The sequence below is a fragment of the Spirillospora sp. NPDC047279 genome (assembly GCF_040643285.1).
Classification (GTDB): domain Bacteria; phylum Actinomycetota; class Actinomycetes; order Streptosporangiales; family Streptosporangiaceae; genus Spirillospora.
The window spans coordinates 236,717-259,188 of sequence record NZ_JBEYUA010000001.1 but is presented as its reverse complement, the minus strand read 5'-3'; the positions used below and the strand labels follow the sequence as shown (position 1 = coordinate 259,188).

The following is a 22,472-nucleotide window of genomic DNA, read 5'->3' as shown; positions in this document are numbered from 1 at the left end:
GGGCCGTCTCCCCCGAGACCGGCCCGATCATGCGGTTCCCCCGACCCGCCGAACGGTGGAACCATTAACGCCCCGCGCACGCCCCGGGGCCCGCCAATTGCGGCAGGCTTGGCCAGCCCCTTACCCGAGCCCCACCTCTCCAGGGCATTGATCGACCTCGTCTCGACCCGGAGATCGACCAACCACCACCGCGAGCCCCACCGACCGCCGCGCGGAGCGGCAGGACGCAAAGACGCGCAGGAGGCGGGCGCGAGCGCGGGAGGCGTGGGACTGCGGGCGCGCGTGCGGAGACGCGCGTGCGGAGGCGTGGAGGCGCGCTGGAAGCGTGGGGCGCACCGGGAGGCTCGGTGCGACGTGCCTGACTCGAGTGGCGGGGGGACGCGGCGGAGGCGCGGCGGGGCGCGGGTCAGGGCTTGGGGGCCGGGCCGGTGGTGGAGCGGACGACCAGGTGGGGGACGACCAGGTTCTGGCGGGCGGCGCGGGCGGGGTCGTCGATGCGCGCGGTGAGGAGCTCGGCGGCCACCCGGCCCATGTCGCGGCGGGGCTGGTCGACGCTGGTCAGGGAGATGTGGCGGATCGCGGCCAGGTGGGTGTTGTCGTAGCCGACGATCGACAGGCTCTCGGGAACGGAGAGCTCCAGCTCGTCTGCGGCGGACAGGGCACCGGTGGCGACCAGGTCGTTGGGCGCGAAGATCGCGGTGGGACGGCGGCCGCGGTTGAGGAGGGCGCGGGCGGCGCGGTAGCCGCCCTCCTCGGTGAAGTCGCCGGGCTCGCAGACGACCTCGTCGGCCAGGCCGTGGCGTTCCATGGCCTTCTCGTAGCCGGCGCGGCGGTAGCGGGCGGTGGTGGAGGGTGCGCCCTCGATGTGGGCGATGCGGCGGTGGCCCAGCTCGACCAGGTGGTCGACGGCCAGGCTGGCGCCGAGCTCGTCGTCGTCCACCACGATGTCGACGCCGGAGACGTCGCGTTCGCCGACCACGACCACCGGGACGCTGGCCGCCGCCTCCTTGAGGGAGTCGGGGACGACGCTCAGGAGGACGAGGCCGTCCACGCGCATCTCCAGGAAGGCCTCGACCGCCTCGGCCTCGAAGAGGGGGTCCCAGCGGCCGCTGCCGACCAGCATGCGGAGGCCCTCGCCGTGCAGGCTCTCCTGGAGGCCGTCCAGGAACTCGGCGAAGAAGGGGTTGTGCAGGTCGGCGACGATCGCGCCGATGAGTCTGGTGCGGCCCTCGACGAGGCTGCGCGCCACCGCGTTGGGGCGGTAGCCCAGCTCGCGAGCCGCCTGGAGCACCGCCTGCCGGCGGCGTTCGCTGACGTGCGGCGACCCGCGCATGACGAGCGAGACCAGGGATTTGGACACCCCCGCACGTTCGGCGACATTGCGGATCGTGGGCTTGGGGGGCCTTACGTCACCAGCTGACATGGCACTCCGTCCGAGGGGCCTTCGGGACTTGCCGCCAGGGCGTTCCGAAACCGTCTGGTACGGGATGGAACGCCTTCCCCACTCGGGGGGAGATGCCATGATGCCTCGCCTTCACCCCATATCGTCGCAACAGTGAGTAACGGGCAGCCGCCAATGCCAGTTCGGGCCTGTGGTGTCCTGGATCACAGGGTCGATCACGGCATAAAACGCCGCTCCCGGGACACCGCCCGCGCCGATCCGGCGCGCGGGCTCGGATACGCTGCCCACGTGGGAGATCGTGCAGTGGCAGGCGGCAAGGCGCGGAGCGCCCCGGCGGGACCCGGCGGGCGAGGCCAGCGCGGCCGGCGCCGGCTGAGCGTCGACGAGCGCCGGGACGAACTGATCGAGGCCGCGCTGGAGCTGTTCAGCACCAGGTCACCCGAGGACGTGTCGATCGATGACGTGGCGGCGGCGGCCGGTGCCTCTCGCGCGCTCGTCTATCACTACTTCGGCGGGAAGTACGAGCTCTACATCGCGGCGCTGGGCAGCGCGGCCAAGCAGCTGTCGGTCCTGCTCGAACCGCCCACCGAGGGTTCGCCGATCGAACGCCTGAGGATCTCGCTCGAGCGTTACTTCGACTTCGTGGAGAGCCACGCGCCCGGGTTCACGGCGCTGCTGAGGGGCGGGCCCGCGGACCGTTCGGGCGAGGTCGGCGAGATCGTCGACGGCATCCGGCAGCTGCTGCTGGGCCGGATCCTGCACGCGATGGACGTCGAGACGCCGACGCCGGTGCTGCGCATCACGTTGCGCTCGTGGATGGCGTCGGTCGAGACGGCCGGTCTGGACTGGCTGGAGAATCGCGACGTCACCCGCGAGGAGCTGGAACGCCTGCTGGTGGATCACCTGGTCGTGCTGCTGCACGTGGCGGGCCAGCACGAGCCCGCCATCGCGGCGCTGTTCGACCGGCTGGCCCAGGAGGAGCTGCCTCCCGAGGCCTGAAAGAGCACAATGTCCCGCTCGCCGGTTCGCGAGCGGGACATCCGTTGCACGGTGCTCGGCCCAGGGCGGTGATTCTCGGATGATCACAGCCCTGGACCTTCGTCCAGGGGACCTCTGAACAGGACTTCCACCCACTGCCGGGTGCGAGGTTGTTCAGCGGCCTCCTGGTCGCCCCCCTATATTTCGCTATGTGCGTCCGGCGAGCTCCCTTACCTGCCCGCCGGCCGGAGTCTGCTACTCCGAGCGCTGCTGCGGGATACCCGCCAGCAGCGCACGGACCTCAGCCTCGCGGTAGCGCCGGTGACCCCCCAGGGTGCGGATGGACGTGAGCTTTCCGGCCTTCGCCCACCGCGTGACGGTCTTGGGGTCGACGCGGAACATCGTCGCCACCTCTGCCGGCGTCAGCAGGGGCTCAGCCTCTGGCGTACGTGCTGACATTTGTGCGGCCTCTCCTCCGTGGACCGATGACAGCGATCCTGCGATTGATCCTCGCGCGGTCACTGATGTCCCCTATGGCCCGAAAGAGCCACTATGACATCACAACGTGTAACCTTGCCACCACTCAACGCAACAAGCAAGTCCCTGAGCGTAGTTGCGTGTTCAGTGGTGACTGGGTCACGCTGCGTGATTCTAGCGACACGTATAGTCGTATCGCGCGCGGATTCGGGAAATTTGTTCAGTTCGCCGATTCAAGGGCCCGTACGGGCCGCCAGCGGGCGAGGAGACGCTTGTACATCGCGACCGCGAGCTCGGCTTCACCGCGTTCCATCGCGGCCAGGGCGACGCCGACCTCTTTCACCGACTCGTCGGCCCGCAGCGTCCGGTCGTCCAGCAGATGAACCAGCCCGCCGTAGTCGAGCTCGACCAGCGCCCGGGGATGGAACTCGCCGAGCCAGAGCCCGAGCGACTCCACCCGCCCGGCCGAGAGCACGGTCGTCTCACCGGTGCCCTCGCCGAGGTTGTCGCGGACGACGCGGAGGGCCGCGGCGACCCTGCGCCGCGCCTCGGCCATCGCCGTGACGTAGATGAGGGTACGCGTCACCGCCGCCGTCGCAGGCACCCGACCTGGGTTTTCCCCGATACAGGGGGTGGATTTACGTTCCGCCGTCGCCGGCCGGCCCAGCAGCAGGCATCGCTCCGCCGGGCCGAACGCCACGAACCACGCCAGCGGCACGTGCCAGGTGCTCGACAGGATGTGCGGCCGCAACGTGCGCCCGGTGGCCTTCCAGCGCCCGAAGTCGTCCTCGACCCGGTCGGCGACCGACGCCGGCATGAACGCGTCCGCCACGCCGGCCGGCAGCGTGGCCTGGAACCGGTCGAACGCCAGCCACGACCGCAGCCGCGTCTCCCACGGGCACACGTAGATCATGTCCGCGGAGCGCCGGACGTAGGCGTCCCGGCTCTCGTGCTCGGGCACCGGCCGCGGCGGCGACTCCGCGAGCCGCCTCGTGGCCTCCCGCTGCTCGGCGCCGAGCGCGTGGATCCGCCGGGGGCGCCGCCGGGAGTCGGCGTAGGCCGTCCACAGGGTGCGTGCCGGTTCCGGAAAGGCGGTCACCGGTTCGTAGACCCGCAGGTACGCCGCGTACGGAAGCACCACCGCATCGTGACATGGGACAGGCCGGGACAACGTGGTGACGACCCCACCGAGATCCCCGTGTTACCTGCAGACCCGCCCGTGCCGCCCAGACCGGTTCTAGTCTGATCCTTAAGACTGAGAGGAGGGCACTACCGTGCCTAACGTCTTCGGGTCGCCCCACAAGGGCACAGAACCCCGACACGAGCAGGTCGTCTTCTGCCAGGACGAGGCGAGCGGCCTGCGAGCGATCATCGCGCTCTACTCGACCGCGCTCGGCCCCGGGCTGGGCGGCACCCGTTTCTACCCCTACGGGTCCGAGGAAGAGGCGCTCACCGACGTCCTGAACCTGTCCCGCGGCATGGCGTACAAGAACGCCCTCGCCGGGCTGGACCTGGGCGGCGGCAAGGCCGTGATCATCGGTGATCCGGCCACCGACAAGTCCGAGGCGCTGCTGCGCGCGTACGGGCGCTTCGTCCAGTCCCTCAACGGCCGCTACTACACCGCCTGCGACGTCGGCACGTTCAGCGAGGACATGGACGTCGTCGCCCGCGAGTGCCGCTTCGTGACCGGCCGGACGGTCGCCCACGGCGGTGCCGGCGACTCGTCCATCCTGACGTCGTTCGGCGTCTACCAGGGCATGCGCGCCGCCGCCGAGCACGTCTGGGGCGGCCCCTCGCTGCGCGGCCGCCGGGTCGGCGTCGAGGGCGTCGGCAAGGTGGGCCACCGGCTGGTCGAGCTGCTGCGCGAGGACGGCGCGGAGGTCGTGATCTGCGACGTCAGCGAGGCCGCCGTCGAACGTGTCGCCGAACGGCACCCGGGCGTGGAGGTCGTCGCCGACAACGCCGCGCTGATCCGCACCGAGCTGGACGTCTACGCGCCCTGCGCGCTGGGCGGCTCCCTCGACGACGACACCGTCCCCGCCCTGACCTCCAAGATCGTCTGTGGCGCGGCCAACAACCAGCTGGCCCACCCCGGCATCGAGAAGCAGCTGGCCGACCGCGGCGTGCTCTACGCCCCCGACTACGTGGTCAACTCCGGCGGAGTGATCCAGGTCGCGGACGAGATCGAGGGATTCGACTTCGAGCGCGCCAAGGCCCGGGCCACCAAGATCTTCGACACCACCCTGAAGATCTTCGCGCTGGCGGACGACGAGGGCGTCCCGCCCGCCGTGGCCGCCGACCGCCTCGCCGAGCAGCGCATGTCCGAAGTGGGCCGGCTCCGGAGCATCTGGCTCTGAGGCCTTCTCCCGTCGAGGGCCGCCGGGCTCGGAACCCCTGCCCGGCGGCCCTCGGCCGTACGTCCGGAATCGGGCCGCCCGGCGCGTGTCGCCCCAGGTCGGTGAACTCACAATCACCCGATACACTGGGGTTCTCCGCAACGAACGCGCCATCACCGTACTGACGATGTACCGAGCCGGGCGCAAAACGGGTACGGTTGTATCCGTGACTGAACCATGGCTCATCAGGCACCGGTTCGTGTGGACGACGCGCGCGTTGATGGGCCCACGAAAGCCCTGACCATCGAGGGGGTCGAGCCAATGGGTCGCGGCCGAGCCAAGGCCAAGCAGGTGAAGGTTGCCCGCCAGCTCAAATACAACAGCGGCGGCACGGACCTCGACCGCCTGAAGAGTGAGCTGGGTGTCCCCGACTCGACGGAGACAGACCCGTACGACGAGCTCGCCGACAAGTACGCCGACTACGCCGAGGAGTACGGCTCCTCCGAGGACGACCGAAAAGACGGAACGTCCGGCTGACGCTCGAGGAGAATGACGCCCGCAGACCTCGTCTGCGGGCCTTCTCTTGTCTGAGGGTCACCGACCGTCCCGGGGCACGACCGTCTCAACGGCGCGGTCCGATCACGGTCCGGCGAGGGCCCGGCGCACGCTGGGCTCCACCGGGCCCAGGTGAGTCGGGTCGGGCTTAACCACGACATCCGTCATGGCCTTGAGCATCGCCACCGGCTCGCGGACATAGCCCTTGACCGTGACCCCGATCCTGACGCCCATGCTGTCGTCGCCGACGCCGTACGCGTCCAGGCCCGCCGCGCGGCAGAGCGCGACGGCCCGGGGCAGGTGGAACTTCTGGGTGACGACCGTCAGCCGGTCGACCTGGAAGACCCGCTTGGCACGGGCGCAGGAGTCCCAGGTGTCGAGCCCGGCGAAGTCGCGGACGATCTTGCGTGCCGGGACGCCGTGCGCCACGAGGTAGTCGCGCATCGCGGTGGGCTCGTCGTACCCCTTGATGCGGTTGTCCCCCGAGACCAGCAGCACCTTCACCTTGCCGCGCCGGTAGAGGTCGGCGGCGAGGTCCAGGCGGCGGGCCAGCAGGGTGGACGGGGAGTTGTCGCTCCAGATCCCGGCGCCCAGCACCAGGGCCACCGGCGTGGCCGGCACGTCCGCCGGGCCGGACCGGTAGGGGGCGGTGTTGGCGTACGCCCCGCCCAGCGGCGCCACCAGCAGGTATCCGCCCAGGCACACCAGCCCCGTCAGCGCCGGCGCCAGCCTTCGCAGCCTGCGCCGCCACGAGCCGCCCAGCCCCGACAGCCCGCTCCGCCAACTGCTTAACGTTCGAGTCACGATCGCGATCACGATTACTGTGACGCGTGAGTCTTATGCGAGGTTCGCCTGCCCGGCACCCTCGATGATCTCGCCCAGGATCCAGGCGGGGACGTCGCGCTCGCACAGCAGGCGGACCGCGGCGTCGGCGGCCTCCGGGGCCACGATGGCGGCCATGCCCACGCCGAGGTTGAACGTCCTGTCCATCTCGGCCTGCGGCACCCGCCCGTACGCCGCCAGCGCCTTGAAGAGCTGCGGGACGTCCCAGGACGACCGCTGCAACAGCGCGTCCGCGGTGGGCGGCAACGAGCGCGCCAGGTTGGCCGCCAGGCCGCCGCCGGTGATGTGGGCGAACGCACGGACGCCGCCCGCGTCCCGCAGGGCGAGGCAGTCCTTGGCGTAGATGCGGGTGGGGGTGAGCAGCTCCTCGCCCAGCGGGCGCTTCAGGTCGGCGAGCTGGGTCTCCAGCGTGAGGTCGGTCGTGGCCAGGATGTGCCGGACGAGCGAGTAGCCGTTGGAGTGCACGCCCGAGGACGCCATGCCGATCACCACGTCGCCAGGACGCACCCGGTCGGGGCCGAGGATCTCGTCGGCCTCGACGACGCCCGTCCCGGCGCCGGCGATGTCGAACTCGTCGGGCTCCAGCAGCCCGGGGTGCTCGGCGGTCTCGCCCCCGATCAGGGCGCAGCCGGCCAGCGCGCACGCGTCGGCGATGCCGCCCACGATGTCGGCGACGCGTTCGGGGACGACCTTGCCGCACGCGATGTAGTCGGTCATGAAGAGCGGCTCGGCGCCGCACACGGCCAGGTCGTCGATGACCATGCCGACGAGGTCGTGCCCGACGGTGTCGTAGATCCCCAGGCGCCGGGCCAGGTCGACCTTGGTGCCCACGCCGTCGGTGGACGTCGCAAGCAGGGGCCGCCGGTACTTGAGGAACGCCGAGGCGTCGAAGAGCCCGGCGAACCCGCTCACGTCGTCGACGACCTCGGGGCGCCGGGACCGCGCCACCCGCGACTTCATCAGCTCGACGGCGCGCTCGCCGGCGGCGATGTCGACGCCCGCGGCCTCGTACGAGGTCATGCGGTCTCCTCGGTCGGCCCCGTGCCCGGGGTGACGTGCTCGCCGGGCCCGGTCACTTCGCGACGCCTTCCAGCAGGTGCTTGCCCCGGGAGTCCTCCTCGACCGGGATCGGGTAGACCCCGTCGAAGCAGGCGCGGCACAGCCGGTCCTTGGCGATCTGGGAGGCGGCGATCAGCTCGTCCAGCGAGATGTAGCCCAGCGAGTCGGCGCCGATCGAGTCGCGGATCTCCTCCACCGAGAGGTTGCCGGCGATCAGCTCGGCCCGGCTGGCGAAGTCGATCCCGTAGAAGCAGGGCCACGCCACCGGCGGGCTGGAGATCCGCACGTGCACCGCTGCGGCGCCCGCGTCCCGCAACATGCCGACGATGGCCCGCTGGGTGTTGCCGCGGACGATCGAGTCGTCCACGACGACCAGGCGCTTGCCCTCGATCGCCTCGCGCAGCGGGTTGAGCTTGAGCCGGATGCCCAGCTGCCGGATGGTCTGCGACGGCTGGATGAACGTCCGGCCGACGTAGGAGTTCTTGACCAGGCCCTGCCCGTACGGGATGCCGGAGGACTCGGCGTAGCCGATGGCCGCCGGCGTCCCCGACTCGGGCGTCGGGATGACCAGGTCGGCCTCGACCGGGTGCTCGCGGGCGAGCCGCCGCCCGACCTCGACCCGCGTGGCCTGGACGCTGCGCCCGGCGATCGCGGTGTCGGGCCGCGCCAGGTAGACGTACTCGAACAGGCAGCCCTTGGGCCGGGGCTCGGCGAACCGCTCGGACCGCACGCCGTCGGCGTCGATCGCGATCAGCTCGCCCGGCTCGATCTCCCGGACGAGGACGGCGCCGACGATGTCGAGCCCGGCGCTCTCCGAGGCGACCACCCAGCCGCGTTCGCCGAGCTTGCCGAGCACCAGCGGGCGGATCCCCTCGGGGTCGCGCGCCGCGTAGAGCGTGCTCTCGTTCATGAAGACCAGCGAGTAGGCGCCGCGGGTGACCGGGAGGATCTCGCGCGCGGCCGACAGCGGCCCGCCCTCGCGGGTCGCCAGCAGCGCCGTCAGGACCTCGGTGTCGCTGGTGGCCGTGAGCACCCCCGGCGGGAGCTTGGCCGCCAGCTCGGGCGTGTTGATCAGGTTGCCGTTGTGCGTGAGCGCCAGGCCGCCCGCGCCCGTCGACCTGAACGTGGGCTGGGCGTTCTCCCACGTCGGCGAGCCGGTGGTCGAGTAGCGGCAGTGGCCCACGGCGATGTGGCCGCGCAGGGTGTTGAGGATCGACTCGTCGAAGACCTGGGCGACCAGGCCCATGTCCTTGAACACGACGATGCGGGAGCCGTCGCTCACCGCGATGCCGGCCGATTCCTGCCCGCGGTGCTGAAGCGCGTAGAGGCCGTAGTAGGCGAGCTTGCTCACCTCGGCCCTGCTCGCTTCGCCCGGCGGCACCCAGACGCCGAAGACCCCGCAGGCGTCCTGCGGGGGGCGGTCGGAGGGGTCGATGTCGTGGCTCAGACGTCCGTCACGGAGAGGCACATCCGTCAGTGTAGATGCCCTCCTCACCTGGTCCGATCAGCGGATCTCCTGAACCGCCCTTTACCCGCCCCCACCGCCCCGCCCGCGCGGCGTGCTCCCGGCGGAATCCCGGCCCGGCTTTGGGCGACCTTTACTTCGCCGGACGGCGGGCGGAAGGGTCGGCGCGGGAGTGTGAGGGAGGACACCGGGGAGGGATTCCATGACGATGCCGGGCTACCAGACCTACTCGCCGCCGGCTCCCCCCGAGCGCAAGGGGCTGGCGGTGACCTCCCTGGTGCTCGGGCTCGCCGGCCTGCCCGCCCTGCTGCTGTGCGGCCTCGGGCTGGTGCTGGCCGTCGCGGGGCTCGTGCTGGGCGTCATCGCGGCGGTGCGCGGGGCCGGGCGGTCGCTGGCGGTCGCCGGCATCGTGGCGTCGGCCGTGACCCTCGTGATCGGCGGGATCGGGATCTTCTTCCTGCTGAGCAAGGCCGCCGAGTGCGCGGACACCGCGCGGTACCCGGACGAGACCGCGCGGCGGTTGTGCGTCGAGCGGGAGTTCCCGTTCGCGCAGAACGCCGAGACCCCCTGACGCCCGCCGCCCCCGTCCGACGTCCCGGTCACTCGGCGAGGGCCCGGACGGCCTCCTGGTCGAGGGCCGAGGCGTAGACGCGGACGTCCTCCATCAGCCCGGTGAGACCGGGCTTGCCCGGCTCGCTGCCGAGGTGCAGGGGGCCGGCCGGGGTCACCACGGCGTGCTCCAGCGGGACGGCCACATCGAGCTTGCCGTTGATGTAGAGGAACATGCCCTCGGTGTCGACGACGAAGGCGACGTGCGCCCATTCGCCGAGGGTGAGGACCGCCCTGCTGTCCGCGTACTCCGGGCCCTTGACCGTGAAGAGCTGCACGCGCACCCGCAGCGCGTCCGGGTAGAGCCACAGCCCGAGCGAACGTGCGTCCTCGTCGGTGACCGGCTTGTAGAGCAGGCCCCGCCACTCGCCGGTCGGGTCTCCGGTGACGTTGACGAAGAAGGCCAGGCTGAAGCCGAAGACCTGGCTCAGGACGAGCTGGGGGGCGGCCGGGACGACGGCCTGGCCGGCTCCGCCCAGGGACAGCGCCTCTCCGTCGCGGCCCGGAACGATCTCGGCGCCCTCGTCGAGGGTGGCCGTCAGTCCCCCGCCCGTGGCGTCGGCGACCCGGTGGCCGTCGACGTTCTCGACGTCGAACGTCCAGTGCGCGATGAGCATGGCGGCACCTCCATGCCGTGCCCCGAGCCCGGTGTGATCCCTCAACGCTTTCAGTACCGCGAGGGAGAGACAAGGCCCGAAATCAGCCGAGCGGCAGCGGCAGGTAGGCCGAGAGGTCCGCGCGCGATCCGCTGGCCCGAACACGATGATCTTGCATGGCGTCGTCCCAGGTGAGACGTCCGGTCGCGAGGGAAATCCAGGTGATCGCGTCCATCTCCACCACATTGGGCGGTGTTCCCCGGGTATGGTGCGGGCCGTCGACACACTGCACGGCGGCGTGTGGCGGGACCCGGACCTCCACCGACCGGCCCGGCGCGATCTCGGCGAGCCGGTCGAGCAGGAACCGCACGGCGCCCTTCACGACGGGTCTGGCGACCTGGTCGGGCCCGGCGGCCGCCAGGACGGTGTCGAACGCGGCCCGGCGAAGGGTGCCGGGCTCGTCGTCACCGTCGTGGGGTTCGAGGCCGAGTGCGGCGCGCTGCTCGTCCAGCACGGCTCGGGTGAGACGGGTACGCGACATCGGGACCGAGGCTATCGCGTGACTTTCGGTGGTCGCCCGACCACCTGACCCGCCACGATCGTGCTCCACCCGGTAAAAAGGGACCGGCGCCGGACGGGGGCGAACGACGCAGAAGGAATCGGGGGGCCGGCCGGGTCCACGGCCCGGCGGGACGACACGGAGGTTCGAATAGATGGCCGAGGCTCTGCCCCTGCAGCCCGGTGATCCGCAGCAGCTCGGCGACTACGAGATCACCGGCCGGCTCGGCGTGGGAGAACAGGGCGCCGTCTTTCTCGGCCGCAGCCCGGCCGGCGGCACCGTCGCGGTGAAGCTGCTGCACCTGCGGCTGAGCGGCGAACCCGCCGCCCGTTCACGGTTCGCCGGCGCGTTCGCGGCGGCGCGGCGGGTCAGCGGCTTCTGCACGGCCGCGATCATCGACGCGGACGTGGAGAGCGACCGCCCGTACGTGGTGAGCGAGTTCGTCGCCGGGCCGTCCCTGCTCCAGCTGGTCGCCGAGGAGGGCCCGCGCGGCAGCGCGGTGGCCGAACGGCTCGCGGCCGGCACCGCGATCGCCCTGGCGGCGGCGCACCGCGCCGGTGCCGTGCACCACGACTTCAAGCCCGGCAACGTGCTGCTGGGCCGGGACGGGCCCCGGGTCACCGACCTCGGCGTCGCCCGCGCCCTGGAGGCGGTGACCGCGACCCCGACCGGCCGCGTCGCCGACGACCCGTCCTACAAGGCGCCCGAGCAGCTCCGCGGCTCGGGCATCGGGCCCGCCACAGACGTCTTCGCGTGGGGCGCCACCCTGCTGTTCGCGGTGAACGGCACGGCCCCCTTCGGGGACGGCTCGCAGTCGGAGGTGATGCAGCGCATCGTCTACGACGAGCCCGACCTGTCCGCGCTGCCCGAGTCGCTCCGCGAGGTGGTCGCCGACGCTCTGGCCAAGGAGCCGTCCGGCAGGCCCGCCGCGCGCGACGTCCTCGACCGGCTGCTCGGCGCCGGCGGCTCCCTGGCCGAACGGCTGCCGGAGAGCCTGATCGCCGAGGGCCGCGCCCTGGCCGACGGGTCGGCCCCCGTGGCCGGCATCGCGCCGGCCGGTGCGCCTCCCGTGCCCGCCATCGCGGTCCGGCCGCCCATCTCCGTTCCGCCGTCCGTGCGCAACGAGCTGAGCGAGCTGGAGCCGACCAGGCCCGAACGCAGCCCGGCGATGCCGCCGCAGGCGGCGTCCGCGCCGATGCCCGCGCCGGTGCGCGCCGAGCCGACCCGCGTGGAGTCGACCGACCAGGCCACCGAGGCGATGCCCGCGATCGACCCGGACCTTCCCGCGCCCGGCGACCCCCTGGCCCGGCCCCTGCACCTCATCCCGGGCATGGACACCGGCGCGCAGCAGATCCGCGACGAGCAGCGGTACCGGCCGGAGGAGGAGGCGCCGCAGCACCACACCGCCGTGCTGGCGGCCCCCACGCCCTCCCGCAAGCCGCGGATGCCGCAGTTCCGCCGTCCCGGCAACCACGTCCTCGGCGTCGCGGCCTCGCTGACCATCGGCGTCCTCGTCGGCATCGCGATCATCGCGCTGGTGTTGTGGCCCCAGCTGAAGGGCGGCTCCGACGACGACCCGCCGCAGACCGGCCCGGCCAACGAGGACCGTCCCGTCTCGACGATCCCGGAGACGTTCGCCGGCACCTGGAAGGGCACCGCGGTCAACGCCAGGAGCGCGGCCTCGTTCCCCATCGAGGTCACCTTCAAGGCGGGCGACAAGACCGCGCAGGCCCGCTTCAACCGCAACTGCGTCGGCACCCTCGCGCTGACCAGCGGCACCACCCAGCGTCTCGAGATGTCCCTCCAGGTCGCCAAGCCGTGCACGAGCGGCAACGTGCGGGTGGTCCGCCAGCAGGACGGCACCCTGCAATACGCGTGGATGCACCAGCCCGGCGCCACCCCCGGCTACCAGGGAAAACTCAGCAAGAGCTGAGCGGCCGACTCGCACCGTTTGCCCGTTCTCGCTGCAGATTTCGGGAGGAATCCAATAAGGTACCGCTCTGTCGGTTCACCTGATCATGGTCGCCGCGCCCGAGACCCCCGGCGTGGCCGCGACTGAAGGAGTCCTCCCCGTGCGGGCTGTCCCCCGAAGGCTGCTGATCACCGGCACCGCCGCGGCGTGTGTCGCCGGTGCGGCCGCGTTCCCCGTCCTGGCCGGCGGCTCCGACCCCGCACTGGTCCAGGTGACGGCCGCCGAAGGCACGCCGATCCCGGGCAAGTACATCGTCACCCTCAAGGACGGCGCCTCCACCGCGTCCGCCGTGCGGAACGCGAGGGCCGCCGCGGCGGAGCGGTTCGACGGCGTCCTCAACGGCTTCGCCGCCAGGCTCGACGCCGGCCAGCTCGACCGGCTGCGCCGCGACCGCAACGTCGCCGCGATCGAGCACGACCAGCTCGTCTCGATCAGCGGAACGCAGCGCCTCGGGCTGCCCTGGGGTCTCGACCGCGTCGACGAGCGCGCGCTGCCGCTGAGCAGGTCGTACACCTACCGGGCGACCGGCCGCGGCGTGAACGCCTACGTCGTCGACACGGGCCTGGACGTGAAGCACCCGCAGTTCCAGGGGCGCGCGTCGATCGCATGGAAGGCGCCCGGCTTCTCCAGCGGCGCCGACTGCAACGGCCACGGCACCCATGTCGCCGGCACCATCGGCTCCCAGCGCTACGGCGTCGCCAAGCAGGTCAGGATCCGTGCGCTCCGCGTGCTGGGCTGCGACGGCACCGGCCCGATGTCGAACGTCGTCGCCGCGGTCAACTGGCTGCGCAAGAACGCGGCCAAGCCCGCCGTGGCCAACATCTCGATCGGCGGCCCCAAGTCGGCCGCCCTCAACACGGCTGTGGCCAATCTCTCCAAGTCCGGCGTCGTCGTCGCGGTGGCGGCCGGCAACGACGGCAAGAACGCCTGCAACACCTCGCCCGCCGGCGCCGCCGGCGCGGTGACCGTCGGCGCGAGCGACTCGCGCGACCGCAGGGCCGGCTTCTCCAACTGGGGCACGTGCGTCGACATCCACGCCCCGGGCGTCGGAGTGACCTCCACCTGGCCCGGAAAGGGCCGTGAGGTCCTCGACGGCACCTCGATGGCGAGCCCCCATGTGGCGGGCGTCGCGGCGCTCTACCTGACCACGCACCGCAGGGCGGGCTTCGCGGAGGTCGAGAAGTGGCTCAAGGCCAACGCCACGTCCGGCCGGCTGAAGGGTCTGCCCAGTGGCACGCCCAACAAGCTGCTCTACAAGGCCAAGCTGTGAAACCAGTCACATAGGATGGCCCGGTTTCCAGGCGGCGCCCCTGGTTCCGGGACTCGCTGGCGGCACACCCGCCCCAGGGGTTTAATCTTGGCGAAGTAACGAACGTTTCCTTGCAGTTCATTGGCATTCGGTCGGTGACTCGCCACGGCCCACCGGGCAGTCTGGCCGAACCTGCCGAGTCCCGCGCCATGCCGCGCGGGAACCGGGGACCCACATGCCGGAGCGTCACCGCGCTTCCGGCCGGGGTGAATTCGGGACCGCAACCAGCGGATCCGATAGGGCTGACTCCCGGCCCGAACCCGTCAGCTAACCCGGTAGGCGAATGAGGAGAGGAGAAGCGTGGAGACCCCCACCTCCACTCGCTGGCGTCGTGCCCGGCGCGCCGTCGTCGCCGTCGCCGGCCTCGTGCCGTTGGTGGCGAGCGCGACCGTCACCGGCCCGGCCGCCCAGGCCGACCCGGGTGACGCCGGGCGGGTCAGCAAGCTGAACGCCCAGATCGAGAGGCTCGACAAGGCGTACGGCGGCGACCTCGCGAGGTTGCGCGACTCGCAGCACGACGTCAAGCAGGCCCTGCAGCGCGCTCAGGACCTCAAGGAGGACCTGGCCCAGGCCCGCGGGCTGGTGGCCCAGATCGCGGCCTCGCAGTACATGACGGGCGGCACCGACCCCTCCGTGGCCGTGCTGGCGAACGACGACCCCTCCACGTACCTCAACAACGCGTCGCTGGTCAGCCATGTGGCCCAGAACCAGGCCGGCAAGGTCCAGCAGATCCAGCAGCTGGTCGCCCAGCAGGAGAAGGCCCGCGCCGAGGCGCAGAACAAGATCAAGCAGCTCGAGAAGCAGATCAAGGACCTGGTCAAGCAGAAGGCCCGGGTCAAGGTGCTGCTCAAGAAGTACAAGCCGGAGTCCCCGAGCGTCGGCATGGCCGGGGTCACGCCCCGCATGAAGAAGGTCCACGACGTCCTGGACACCGAGTTCGGCCCGTTCCCGACCATCGGGTGCGTACGTTCCGGCGGCGACCCGCAGGACCACGCCACCGGCCAGGCCTGCGACTTCATGGTCACCACCGGCGGCCAGATGGCGACGGGCAGCGCGCAGCAGCAGGGCGACCGCGCCGCCGCCTACGCGATCGCCAACGCCGACAGGCTGGGCGTCAAGTACGTGATCTGGCGGCAGCGCATCTACGACATGCGCAGCCCCGGCTGGTCGTCCATGAGCAACCGCGGCGGCGTGACCGCCAACCACTACGACCACGTCCACGTCTCGGTCTTCTAGGACCCGCCCGGCTGTCGTTGGGCCTGGCGGGCTCCACGACGGCCGTTGACGCGCGAACGCCCGGTCACCCTCGCGGGGTGGCCGGGCGTTCGCGGTCGTGGCTCAGTCGGCGTAGCTGGGCAGGGTCCGCTCGTGGGCCTCGCCCAGCTCGGCGAGCGGGATCGAGAAGAGCTCCTCCTCGCGGCTGGAGACCGTGAGGGCGTCGCCGCCGGTGACGCCGATCTGGGCGACCGGGACGCCGGCCTGCTCGCACAGGGCGGCCAGGCGGGCCTCGCCGCCGGGCCGGATCGCGACCACGGCGCGGGCGACGGACTCGCTGAACAGGGACACGAACGCGTCGCCGGGCAGCGTGATCTGGGCGCCCAGGCCGCCGCGCAGGCACGACTCGACGAGGGTCTGGGACAGCCCGCCGTCGGAGACGTCGTGCGAGGCGGTCAGCAGGCCCTCGCGGGCGGCGGTGACCAGGACGGAGGCCAGCGCGGCCTCGGCGGCCAGGTCGACCAGCGGCGGGAGGCCGCCCAGGTGGCCGTAGACCACGTGCGCCCATTCCGAGCCGCCGAACTCCTCGCGGGTCTCGCCGAGCAGGGCGATGGTCGCGCCCTCGGAGGTGAACGACATGTTGGCCCGGCGCCGGACGTCGTCGTGCACGCCCAGCACGCCGATGACCGGCGTCGGGTTGATCGGCGTGGTGCCGGTCTGGTTGTAGAACGAGACGTTGCCGCCGGTGACCGGGATGCCGAGGTACTGGCAGGCGTCGGCCAGGCCCTCGACCGCGCGGGCGAACTGCCACATGACCCCCGGGTCCTCCGGGGAGCCGAAGTTGAGGCAGTTGGTCACCGCCAGCGGGCGGGCGCCGGTGGAGGCCACGTTGCGGTAGGCCTCCGACAGCGCCAGCTGGGCGCCGGCGTACGGGTCGAGGCGGGTGTAGCGGCCGTTGCCGTCGAGGGACAGCGCGATGCCCAGGCCGCTCTCCTCGTCGATGCGGACCACTCCGGCGTCCTCGGGCATGGCCAGGACGGTGTTGCCGAGCACGTAGCGGTCGTACTGCGAGGTGACCCACGTCTTGCTGGCCAGGTTGGGCGAGCCGGTGAGCCACAGGACCGTGTTGCGCAGGTCGTCGGCGTTGGCCGGGCGGACCAGGCGGCCCGGGGTGTCGGCCTGGAGCGAGCCGAGGTCGGCGGGCGGCGCGTAGGGCCGCTCGTAGACCGGGCCCTCGTCGGCGGCGGTGCCCGGCGGGATGTCGACGATGGTCTCGCCGTTCCAGGTCATCACCAGGCGGCCGGTGTCGGTGACCGAACCGATGACGGTGGCCGGGATCTCCCAGCGGGCGCAGATCTCCATGAACCGGTCGACCTTGCCGGGCGACACGACCGCCATCATGCGCTCCTGCGACTCGCTCATGAGGATCTCCTCAGGGCGCAGCGTCGCGTCGCGCAGCGGAACCGAGTCGAGCTCGACGTGCATGCCGCCGGTGCCGGCCGCGGCCAGCTCGGTGGTCGCGCAGGAGACGCCCGCCGCGCCGAGGTCCTGGATGCCGACCACGAGGTCCTCGCGGAACAGCTCCAGGCAGCACTCGATCAGCAGCTTCTCCATGAACGGGTCGCCGACCTGCACCGAGGGCCGCTTGGCCTGTGACTCCTCGTCGAACGTCGCGGAGGCGAGGACCGAGGCGCCGCCGATGCCGTCCGGGCCGGTGCCGGCACCGAAAAGGATCACCCGGTTGCCCGGGCCGGGCGCGATCGCACGCTTGATCTCGTCGTGCTTGAGCACGCCCACGCAGAGCGCGTTGACCAGCGGGTTCTGCGCGTAGCAGGCGTCGAAGACGGTCTCGCCGCCGATGTTGGGCAGGCCGAGCGAGTTGCCGTAGCCGCCCACGCCCGCCACGACCCCGGGCAGCACGCGCTGGGTGTCGGCGGCGTCGGCCGGGCCGAACCGCAGCGAGTCCATCACCGCGACCGGCCGGGCGCCCATCGACATGATGTCGCGGACGATCCCGCCGACGCCCGTGGCCGCGCCCTGGTAGGGCTCCACGTACGACGGGTGGTTGTGCGACTCGACCTTGAAGGTGACCGCCCAGCCCTGGCCGACGTCGACCACGCCGGCGTTCTCGCCCATGCCGACCAGCAGCGCGTCGGTCTTGGGCGCCTTGTCGCCGAACTGGCGCAGGTGCACCTTGGAGCTCTTGTAGGAGCAGTGCTCGCTCCACATCACCGAGTAGATCGCCAGCTCGGCGGACGTGGGACGGCGCCCCAGGATCTGCCGGACCCGCTGGTACTCCTCGTCGTTCATCCCCAGCTCGGCGAACGGCTGGGGCCGGTCGGGGGTGACCCGGGCCGTGGCGACGGTGTCGGTCTCGTAGACGACCGGCGGGGTCATCGCGGACGGCGCGACCGGAACGACCGGCTGAGGGCCGGTGCCGGCGGGCACGACGGCCTGCGGGCCGGTACCCCTGGACACCGCCGGCTGCGGGCCGGTGCCGGAAGGCATGACCGGCTGCGGGCCCGTGCCCGTGGGCGTGACCGGCTGCGGGCCCGTGCCCGTGGGCGTGACCGGCTGCGGGCCCGTGCCCGTGGGCGTGACCGGCTGCGGACCGGTGCCCGTGGGAGTGACCGGCTGCGGGCCTGTGCCCGTGGGCGTGACCGGCTGCGGGCCGGTGCCGGTCGGCACCTCCTGGGAGATCGCCGGGCCGGTCGCGGCAGGCTCGGCGAGCGTGCGCGGCTCGGTGGGCACGGGCGGCTCGCCGAGCGTGGGCTGCACGCCCGCCACCGGCGGCTCGGCGAGCATGGGCTGCTCGGAGTTGGCCAGCCCGGTCAGCGCCGCGAGCGCCTCGTCACCGGACGTGGGGCCGGGCACGGCCGGAGCCGTGCCACGGGGGTCCTCGGCGGGCTCAGCGGCCTTCTCCGGCCCCTGAGCGCCCGCCGTGGCGGCCGGGGCGGGCGCGGGCCCGCCCGGCGCGTCGCTGCGGCTCTCCTCGGCGAAGGCGCGCGAGAACGTGGCGGCGGCCTCGTCGGTCGGCGCCACGGTGGGCGTCACCGCCGGGATCGGAATGCCCTCGGCCTGCCCGGCGGGCGGCCCGGCCGGCGGAGCGGGCGGGACGGCCGGGAGGGGGCCGGTGCCCGCCTTGGCCTCCGCCTCGGCCTCCTCGGCGACGGCCTCGTAGGCCTGGCCGACCGACGGGTCGACGGGCTGTAGCTCCGGGTCGTCCGCGTCCGACTTGAGGTCGGCCAGCCACTCCAGGCTCGGCTCGTCCTCGCGGGACCGCGCCCGCCCCGGGGCGCCAGGCGTGTTGGGCGGCTGCTCGCTCATTCGGTACTTCCCGTCCGCGTCCGCGGCGCCTCGCGGCGCCGCCTTCCCTCGTCACTCCGGTCGCTTCGCTCCCGGCGTTCCCCCGTCCGGGCGACGCCGTGCCGCTGCCCCTCACTCACGCGCTGACCAGCCTCTTGACGATCGAGGTGAAGAATCCGAGCCCGTCGGTGGACGGGCCGGTCAGGGACTCGACGGCGTGCTCGGGGTGGGGCATGAGGCCGACCACGTTGCCGGCCTCGTTGGCGATGCCGGCGATGTCACCGAGCGAGCCGTTGGGGTTGAGGTCGAGGTAGCGGGCCACGATCCGGCCGCTCTCCTCCAGCTCGGTGATGGTGGCCGGGTCGGCGGTGAAGCGGCCGTCGGCGTTCTTGATCGGGATGACCAGCTCCTGGCCCTCGCGGTATTCGGAGGTCCAGGAGGTGTCGGCGTTCTCCACGCGCAGGCGCTGGTCTCGGCAGACGAAGTGCAGGCCCGCGTTGGGCAGCAGCGCGCCGGGCAGCAGGTGCGACTCGCACAGCACCTGGAAGCCGTTGCAGATGCCCAGCACCGGCAGCCCGTCACCGGCGGCGGCGACCAGCTCGGTCATGATCGGCGCGAACCGCGAGATCGCCCCGGCCCGCAGGTAGTCCCCGTACGAGAACCCCCCGGGGAGGACGACGGCGTCGACGCCCTTGAGGTCGTGGTCGGCGTGCCAGAGCGCGACGGGCTCGGCTCCGGCGAGTCGTACGGCCCGTGCGGCGTCCCGGTCGTCAAGCGAACCAGGGAAGGTGATGACCCCTACCCGGGCAGCGTCCATCTCTACTGTTCCTCCGAAAGAAGGGCGGCCAGGACAGGCGGGCGTGCACTCTCCGCCGGCTCCGGCCCCCTGGCGGAGCCTCGCCCCGCCACGCGATGCGCGTCTGGATCCCCCCGCGCGCGTACCAATCTACCCGGCGCTGTGGATGAGCCGGCTCTCGAGGCGGCGGATGAGCGCCTCATCGCGCCAGGTCAGGCGCTTTTGCAGATGAACGACCGTACCCGCGTCGGGAACCGACTCGATGCTGATTTCGTCCACCAGCGCCCGCATGATCTTAATGCCGCGACCCGATTCGCTCAAAATCCCGCGATCGGCGCCTGACGTGGCGTTTCGGAGCCCCCGGCCCCAATCCATGATCTTCAGATCGCAGGCGTCTTCATCGACACGGCCGACCACTTCGTAATTGCCGTTGGAGCGCGAGTGCTGGATCACATTCGTGCACGCTTCGGAAGTGGCGACGAGGATATCCCCGATGCAGTCTTCGTTGACGCCGAGCCCGCGGAGCGCGTCGCCGAGCACGCGCCGGATCACCGGGATGCTGAGCGTCTCGCGGGGTAGCGCGAGCGAGAACCTCATGTCCACCGGCCACCTCGTGTCATTTTCAGACTCCCCATGGGCCGGCCCCGGACGGGCCGTTCTCGCCGACTCGACGCAGCTAAGACTTCCCCCGTAGAAACTTCCGTAATCGTTACACTGCAGGGTCTTTTGCAAGTTGCAGGTTAACCGCTTAAGGTCTAGACCTTTTGGAACGAACCAAGCATGTGGTAATCGTCACAGTGACCACATCGCGCCGAATTCTTGACGGACCTTCAGAGAACCCGGACCTCGTAGCTCTCGATGACCGGATTGGCCAGCAGCGTTTCAGCGATCTTGTTGGCCTGCTCCAGCGCGGCCTCGTCCGCGGGCCCGTCGAGCTCCAGTTCGAACCGCTTGCCCTGCCGGACGCCGACCACGCCGTCGAACCCCATCTGCGGGAGCTTCCTGGCGATCGCCTGCCCCTGGGGGTCGAGGATTTCCGGCTTGAGCATGACGTCGACGACGACGCGCGCCACGACCGCCCCCTCACTGATCTGCGCTTTTCCGTACGGCTTGAAGCGTACGGCACCATGGCCTCTGACAGCCCATCGCCCCGGCCCGACGCACCGCCGCACTCCCCGCCGCACGCCCCGCCGTCTACGCTCTTACCTCCCCTTCCCCCACGGAGTTCGGCCCGATGAACATCGAGGATCTCTCACCGCCGGAACGCCGCCTCTGGGAGGCGTTCCCGCGCGGTGAGTCCGTCGACCTGTCCAGCAGCGACCAGACGCAGAACGACCCGGCGTTCGCCGAACGCTGGGGACAGGACCGGGTGGTGCGCGCCGAGGTCCTGGTCGCGCTGCTGGCCGGGGCCGTCGCCCCCGAGCCGGGCCAGGTCGCGGCGCTGCGGCTGACCGGGGCTCGGATCACCGGGGGGCTCAACCTGGGGCACGCCGAGGTGACGGTGCCGCTGGCGCTGACCGGCTGCTCGTTCGACGAGGCGCCGCACCTCTACTGGGCCAACATGAACAGCGTCCACATGATGCGCTGCCGCCTGCCGGGGCTGGTCGCCTCCGGCACCCGCGTCGGCGGTCACCTGTGGCTGGAGGGCAGCCGCATCTCCGGCGGCCTCTGGCTGGACGGGGCGCACATCACCGGCATCCTCAACATGTCCGGGGTCCATCTGATCAACCCCGGCGGGGACGCGCTGCTGGCCGACCGGCTCACCGTCGACGCCAACGTCTACTGCGACCGCGACTTCGTGGCCAACGGCGAGGTGCGGCTGCCGGGCGCGCACGTCGGCGGCCAGCTGATCTTCCGGCAGGCCCGGCTGCACAACCCCTCCGGCGCCGCGCTGTACGCGAGCCGGCTGGACGTGGCCGCCAACGTGTTCTGCGACGGCGGCTTCTCCGCCCAGGGCGAGATCCGGCTGCGCGGCGCGCGGGTCGGCGGCTACCTGTCGTTCGTCGGCGCCGACCTCTCCCACCCTGGACGCACGGCGCTCAACGCCGACGACCTCACGGTGGAGACCGACGTCTACTGCTCCGACTCGTTCTCCTCCGACGGCGCCGTGAGCTTCGCCGGGGCGCACATCTCCGGCCAGCTCAGCCTGCGCGGCGCACGGCTCAAGCATTCCGAGGGCACCGCGCTCAGCCTGCAGCGCCTGCAGGCCGAGGAGGTGCTGCTGACCCCGGCCGAGCCGATCGACGGCGTCGCCGACCTGTCGTACGCCAAGATCGGCCTGCTCCGCGACGACAAGATGACCTGGCCGTCCCGGCTCCAGCTGGACGGGCTCCAGTACGAGGCGCTCGACCCGCCGATGACCGCGCGCGAACGGCTCGACTGGATCCGCCGCGACACCGACGGTTACGCGCCGCAGCCGTACGAGCGGCTGGCGCACGCCTACCGCACCCTCGGCCTGGACGCCGACGGCCGCTACGTCCTGCTGGCCAAGGCCCGCGACCGGCGCAAGACACAGAGTCCGTCACGCAAGGTGGTCGGGTTCGCGCAGGACGTCCTGGTCGGTTACGGCTACCGGCCGTTCCGCGCCGCGAGCTGGCTGGGCGGGCTGCTGGCGTTCGGCACGATCGTCTTCTCGTTCCACAAGCCGGCGATCCTCAACGCCGACGACACCCCGCACTTCAACCCGTTCTTCTACACGCTCGACCTGATGCTGCCGATCGGCGACCTGGGCCAGGAGCGGGTTTTCTCGCCCGAGGGCGTCTACCAGTGGATCGCCAACTTCCTGGTGGTCTCGGGCTTCATCCTCGGCCTGACCGTGGCGGCGGGCGCCACCCGGGCCCTCTCCCGAGAGTGATCCTCTCGAGAGTGATCGGAGCCCTCCTGGAGCCGCCGCCGCGCGCTCGGTGACCGCGCTCGCCGGTCGCCGCGTTCGCGAAGAGCTGATTCGGCCGTTCAGGGGCCTCCGCGCGGCCGGATCTGGCGCCCGAGGGCCCAA

At 71.8% G+C, this 22,472-nt stretch carries 20 protein-coding genes and 1 riboswitch; of the genes, 8 read left to right on the top strand and 12 right to left on the bottom strand.

All coding sequences use genetic code 11. The annotated features are described in order from the left end of the window. Nucleotides 1–406: 406 nt before the first annotated feature. Nucleotides 407–1,423, bottom strand: coding sequence for a LacI family DNA-binding transcriptional regulator (locus tag ABZ810_RS01295; protein ID WP_358397684.1), 1,017 nt, complete (start codon nt 1,421–1,423; stop codon nt 407–409). Nucleotides 1,424–1,690: 267 nt separating this feature from the next. Here ABZ810_RS01295 and ABZ810_RS01290 point away from each other — a divergent pair, with 267 nt between their 5' ends. Then, on the top strand, nt 1,691–2,401 hold the full coding sequence (locus ABZ810_RS01290; protein ID WP_358397682.1) for a TetR/AcrR family transcriptional regulator: 711 nt from the start codon (nt 1,691–1,693) through the stop codon (nt 2,399–2,401). Between the two features lie 234 nt (nt 2,402–2,635). On the opposite strand, the gene bldC is transcribed toward ABZ810_RS01290, so the two are convergent. Together bldC and ABZ810_RS01280 are read right to left on the bottom strand one after the other, a co-directional pair. Further along, nucleotides 2,636–2,839: a developmental transcriptional regulator BldC gene (gene bldC, locus ABZ810_RS01285; RefSeq protein ID WP_012850682.1), complete on the bottom strand. Its 204-nt coding sequence runs from the start codon at nt 2,837–2,839 to the stop codon at nt 2,636–2,638. 238 nt (nt 2,840–3,077) lie between these two features. Further along, a complete protein-coding gene (locus ABZ810_RS01280) occupies nt 3,078–3,995 on the bottom strand; it encodes a hypothetical protein (RefSeq protein WP_358397676.1) in 918 nt (305 codons plus the stop codon). 136 nt (nt 3,996–4,131) lie between these two features. Here ABZ810_RS01280 and ABZ810_RS01275 point away from each other — a divergent pair, with 136 nt between their 5' ends. Together ABZ810_RS01275 and ABZ810_RS01270 are read left to right on the top strand one after the other, a co-directional pair. Further along, on the top strand, nt 4,132–5,214 hold the full coding sequence (locus ABZ810_RS01275) for a Glu/Leu/Phe/Val dehydrogenase dimerization domain-containing protein (protein ID WP_358397673.1): 1,083 nt from the start codon (nt 4,132–4,134) through the stop codon (nt 5,212–5,214). A gap of 300 nt (nt 5,215–5,514) precedes the next feature. Further along, nucleotides 5,515–5,730 (top strand): DUF3073 domain-containing protein, encoded by a 216-nt coding sequence (locus tag ABZ810_RS01270; RefSeq protein WP_358398933.1) that lies wholly within the window; start codon nt 5,515–5,517, stop codon nt 5,728–5,730. Nucleotides 5,731–5,832: 102 nt separating this feature from the next. On the opposite strand, the gene ABZ810_RS01265 is transcribed toward ABZ810_RS01270, so the two are convergent. Genes ABZ810_RS01265 through purF form a run of 3 tightly spaced genes read right to left on the bottom strand, consistent with a single transcriptional unit; the run spans nt 5,833 to nt 9,118 of the window. Then, nucleotides 5,833–6,552: an ElyC/SanA/YdcF family protein gene (locus ABZ810_RS01265; RefSeq protein ID WP_358397670.1), complete on the bottom strand. Its 720-nt coding sequence runs from the start codon at nt 6,550–6,552 to the stop codon at nt 5,833–5,835. 33 nt (nt 6,553–6,585) lie between these two features. Beyond that, the gene (purM, locus tag ABZ810_RS01260; protein ID WP_358397667.1) at nt 6,586–7,611 is read right to left on the bottom strand and encodes a phosphoribosylformylglycinamidine cyclo-ligase; all 1,026 of its coding nucleotides are present in this window, start codon (nt 7,609–7,611) and stop codon (nt 6,586–6,588) included. A 52-nt stretch (nt 7,612–7,663) separates the two neighbouring features. After that, nucleotides 7,664–9,118 carry an amidophosphoribosyltransferase gene (purF, locus tag ABZ810_RS01255; RefSeq protein ID WP_358397665.1) on the bottom strand — a complete coding sequence of 485 codons (1,455 nt, stop codon included), beginning with the start codon at nt 9,116–9,118 and terminating at the stop codon, nt 7,664–7,666. Nucleotides 9,119–9,317: 199 nt separating this feature from the next. On the opposite strand from purF, the gene ABZ810_RS01250 reads away from it, so the two are divergent. Beyond that, nucleotides 9,318–9,686 (top strand): hypothetical protein, encoded by a 369-nt coding sequence (locus tag ABZ810_RS01250; RefSeq protein ID WP_358397663.1) that lies wholly within the window; start codon nt 9,318–9,320, stop codon nt 9,684–9,686. Between the two features lie 28 nt (nt 9,687–9,714). Here ABZ810_RS01250 and ABZ810_RS01245 read toward each other — a convergent pair whose 3' ends face one another. Then, nucleotides 9,715–10,341: a LamG domain-containing protein gene (locus ABZ810_RS01245; RefSeq protein WP_358397661.1), complete on the bottom strand. Its 627-nt coding sequence runs from the start codon at nt 10,339–10,341 to the stop codon at nt 9,715–9,717. A gap of 82 nt (nt 10,342–10,423) precedes the next feature. Beyond that, nucleotides 10,424–10,861 carry a sterol carrier family protein gene (locus ABZ810_RS01240; RefSeq protein ID WP_358397659.1) on the bottom strand — a complete coding sequence of 146 codons (438 nt, stop codon included), beginning with the start codon at nt 10,859–10,861 and terminating at the stop codon, nt 10,424–10,426. A gap of 172 nt (nt 10,862–11,033) precedes the next feature. Here ABZ810_RS01240 and ABZ810_RS01235 point away from each other — a divergent pair, with 172 nt between their 5' ends. The 3 genes from ABZ810_RS01235 (at nt 11,034) to ABZ810_RS01225 (ending at nt 15,396) form a co-directional block, all read left to right on the top strand. Continuing rightward, entirely contained in the window at nt 11,034–12,812 is a 1,779-nt protein-coding gene (locus ABZ810_RS01235) for a protein kinase (RefSeq protein WP_358397656.1), read from the top strand. A 139-nt stretch (nt 12,813–12,951) separates the two neighbouring features. Continuing rightward, on the top strand, nt 12,952–14,121 hold the full coding sequence (locus tag ABZ810_RS01230; protein WP_358397654.1) for a S8 family peptidase: 1,170 nt from the start codon (nt 12,952–12,954) through the stop codon (nt 14,119–14,121). A 162-nt stretch (nt 14,122–14,283) separates the two neighbouring features. Continuing rightward, nucleotides 14,284–14,458: riboswitch (cyclic di-AMP (ydaO/yuaA leader) on the top strand. A 2-nt stretch (nt 14,459–14,460) separates the two neighbouring features. Beyond that, nucleotides 14,461–15,396 carry a hypothetical protein gene (locus ABZ810_RS01225; RefSeq protein ID WP_358397652.1) on the top strand — a complete coding sequence of 312 codons (936 nt, stop codon included), beginning with the start codon at nt 14,461–14,463 and terminating at the stop codon, nt 15,394–15,396. A 102-nt stretch (nt 15,397–15,498) separates the two neighbouring features. Here ABZ810_RS01225 and purL read toward each other — a convergent pair whose 3' ends face one another. The 4 genes from purL to purS form a co-directional block, all read right to left on the bottom strand. Continuing rightward, on the bottom strand, nt 15,499–17,772 hold the full coding sequence (gene purL, locus ABZ810_RS01220) for a phosphoribosylformylglycinamidine synthase subunit PurL (protein ID WP_358398930.1): 2,274 nt from the start codon (nt 17,770–17,772) through the stop codon (nt 15,499–15,501). A gap of 1,045 nt (nt 17,773–18,817) precedes the next feature. Then, complete coding sequence (gene purQ, locus ABZ810_RS01215; protein WP_358397650.1) at nt 18,818–19,498, bottom strand: phosphoribosylformylglycinamidine synthase subunit PurQ; 681 nt, start codon at nt 19,496–19,498, stop codon at nt 18,818–18,820. Between the two features lie 129 nt (nt 19,499–19,627). Next, a complete protein-coding gene (locus tag ABZ810_RS01210) occupies nt 19,628–20,074 on the bottom strand; it encodes an ATP-binding protein (protein WP_358397648.1) in 447 nt (148 codons plus the stop codon). 233 nt (nt 20,075–20,307) lie between these two features. After that, the gene (purS, locus tag ABZ810_RS01205; protein WP_151561117.1) at nt 20,308–20,550 is read right to left on the bottom strand and encodes a phosphoribosylformylglycinamidine synthase subunit PurS; all 243 of its coding nucleotides are present in this window, start codon (nt 20,548–20,550) and stop codon (nt 20,308–20,310) included. A gap of 161 nt (nt 20,551–20,711) precedes the next feature. On the opposite strand from purS, the gene ABZ810_RS01200 reads away from it, so the two are divergent. Beyond that, nucleotides 20,712–22,331, top strand: a complete 1,620-nt coding sequence (locus ABZ810_RS01200; RefSeq protein WP_358397645.1) for a hypothetical protein — start codon at nt 20,712–20,714, stop codon at nt 22,329–22,331. Nucleotides 22,332–22,472: the final 141 nt, after the last annotated feature.

Excerpts from the sequence above, each read along its gene's own strand:
- ABZ810_RS01295 (WP_358397684.1), bottom strand. The coding sequence starts at position 1,423 with ATGTCAGCTGGTGACGTAAGGCCCCCCAAGCCCACGATCCGCAATGTC.
- bldC (WP_012850682.1), bottom strand. The coding sequence starts at position 2,839 with ATGTCAGCACGTACGCCAGAGGCTGAGCCCCTGCTGACGCCGGCAGAG.
- ABZ810_RS01270 (WP_358398933.1), top strand. The coding sequence starts at position 5,515 with ATGGGTCGCGGCCGAGCCAAGGCCAAGCAGGTGAAGGTTGCCCGCCAG.
- purM (WP_358397667.1), bottom strand. The coding sequence starts at position 7,611 with ATGACCTCGTACGAGGCCGCGGGCGTCGACATCGCCGCCGGCGAGCGC.
- ABZ810_RS01250 (WP_358397663.1), top strand. The coding sequence starts at position 9,318 with ATGACGATGCCGGGCTACCAGACCTACTCGCCGCCGGCTCCCCCCGAG.
- ABZ810_RS01245 (WP_358397661.1), bottom strand. The coding sequence starts at position 10,341 with ATGCTCATCGCGCACTGGACGTTCGACGTCGAGAACGTCGACGGCCAC.
- ABZ810_RS01240 (WP_358397659.1), bottom strand. The coding sequence starts at position 10,861 with ATGTCGCGTACCCGTCTCACCCGAGCCGTGCTGGACGAGCAGCGCGCC.
- ABZ810_RS01235 (WP_358397656.1), top strand. The coding sequence starts at position 11,034 with ATGGCCGAGGCTCTGCCCCTGCAGCCCGGTGATCCGCAGCAGCTCGGC.
- purL (WP_358398930.1), bottom strand. The coding sequence starts at position 17,772 with ATGACCCCGCCGGTCGTCTACGAGACCGACACCGTCGCCACGGCCCGG.
- purQ (WP_358397650.1), bottom strand. The coding sequence starts at position 19,498 with ATGGACGCTGCCCGGGTAGGGGTCATCACCTTCCCTGGTTCGCTTGAC.
- ABZ810_RS01210 (WP_358397648.1), bottom strand. The coding sequence starts at position 20,074 with ATGAGGTTCTCGCTCGCGCTACCCCGCGAGACGCTCAGCATCCCGGTG.
- ABZ810_RS01200 (WP_358397645.1), top strand. The coding sequence starts at position 20,712 with ATGAACATCGAGGATCTCTCACCGCCGGAACGCCGCCTCTGGGAGGCG.